At 73.5% G+C, this 1,925-nt stretch carries 1 protein-coding gene; it reads left to right on the top strand.

What is annotated here, in order from left to right; genetic code table 11:
• A partial coding sequence (locus tag PYR91_RS36245) for a condensation domain-containing protein (protein ID WP_279787540.1) occupies positions 1-1,925 on the top strand: 1,925 nt, incomplete at both ends.

The raw sequence follows: 1,925 nt of genomic DNA, 5'->3' as shown, positions 1-1,925 counted from the left end.
GACGACCTGGTCGGCTTCTTCGTCAACACGCTGGTGCTGCGCACCGACACCTCCGGCGAGCCCACCTTCGCCGAACTGCTCGGCCGCGCGCGCGAGACCGCGCTGGCCGCCTACGCCAACCAGGACGTCCCCTTCGAGTACCTCGTCGAGGTGCTGAACCCCGTCCGTTCGATGACCCGCAGCCCGCTCTTCCAGGTGTCCCTCGGCTACCAGAACGAGCCGCTCGAACCGTTCTCCGGGCCGGGGCTGGAGTCGGTCCCCGAGGAGGGGCTCACCGGCACGTCCAGGTTCGACCTGGCCGTCCATGTGCAGGGAAGGTCCCACGGCAACGATCCGGCGGACGGCTACATCGGGTTCGTCGAGTACAACACCGACATCTACCACGAGGGCAGCGTCCGGCGGTTCGTCGACCTCTACCGCCGGCTGCTGACCGCCGTGGTCGCCGACCACGACCTCAGGATCGACCGCATCGACCTGCTGGGCCCCGAAGAGTGGGGGGCACTCGTGCCGCTCACCGTCACCCCCGCGCACCTGGCGTCCCTGACCGCCCCTGCCGCGCCCATCGACGCCTCGCCCGCCGACATCTCGGCTGTCGACGCCTCGCAGGCCCCCACCTCGGCCGGTCCCGTGAACGGGACCGTCGACGGCGTCGCACCGCGTGACGGGGGCGGCGAGCTCCACGGGTACGTGCTCGACCCCTGGTTGGGCCCCGTGCCGCCCGGCATCCCGGGCGAGCTCTACCTCGCCGCCGGCCGTTCCTCCGCCGCGCCCGCCCACGGCCCCGCGATGCCCGCCGAGCTTCGGCCGGACGTCGCCGAGACGCCTTTAGACCAGGGTCTCGTCCGTCCCGAGACCCTGGTCGCCGACCCCTTCGGCCCGCCCGGCTCCCGCATGTACCGGTCAGGGCTGCGCGTGCGGTGGGACGCCGCCCTGCGGCGCCTCGAACCCGCCCCGGCATGGCCGGAGGACCTCCCGCCGAGCGAAGACGGCGCCACCGCGCCCGCCCGGCCGCAGGACGGGCCGGCGACGCGCGCCGAGGAGATCCTCTGCGCCGTCTTCGCCGAGGTGCTCGGGCTCGACGAGGTCGACCCCGAGGAGAACTTCTTCGCGCTCGGCTTCCACTCGCTGCTCGCGACCCAGGTCGTCAGCCGGATCCGCGTCCTGCTGGGCGTCGAGCCGGCGATCCGCACCCTGTTCGAGGCGCCGACCGTGGCGGAGCTCGCCGAGTGCCTGGAGGAGACCGGCCGGGTGCAGGCGCCGCTGACGCGGCGGGAGCGTCCGGAGCGGGTGCCGTTGTCGTTCGCGCAGCGGCGGCTGTGGTTCCTGCACCGGCTGGAGGGCCCGAACGCCACCTACAACGTGCCCTGGTCGCTGCGCCTGCGCGGCGAGCTGGACGTGGACGCCCTGCGGGCCGCGATGGGCGACGTCCTGGCCCGCCACGAGTCGCTGCGCACCGTCTTCCCCGAGCACGAGGGCACCCCCTACCAGCGGGTTCTCGCGCCCGGCGACACCGGGCCGATGCCGGCGACCGTCGAGCACGTGGCCGAGGAGGACATCCAGGCGACGCTGGACGCGGCGGCGCGCGACACCTTCGACCTGGCACGCGAGATCCCGGTGCGGACGCGCCTGTGGCGGGTCGGCCCGCGCGACCACGTCCTCATGGTGATGCTGCACCACATCGTCAGCGACGCCTGGTCGTTCGCGCCACTGTCCCGCGACCTGATGGCGGCGTACGAGGCGCGGCTCGCCGGGCGGGCTCCCGCCTTCACCGGGTTGCCGGTGCAGTACGCCGACTACGCGTTGTGGCAGCGGGAGGTGCTGGGTGACGAGGGGGTGGCTGACGGTGGGCGGTTGGGGCCTCAGGTCGCGTACTGGCGGGAGCGGTTGGCGGGGTTGCCGGAGCAGATCGTGTTGCCGGTTGATCG

It is taken from the genome of Sphaerisporangium sp. TRM90804 (assembly GCF_029846175.1).
In the GTDB taxonomy this organism is placed as follows: Bacteria; Actinomycetota; Actinomycetes; order Streptosporangiales; family Streptosporangiaceae; genus Sphaerisporangium.
The sequence above is the reverse complement of the archived record's forward strand: the minus strand, read 5'-3'. Positions and strand labels throughout refer to the sequence as shown.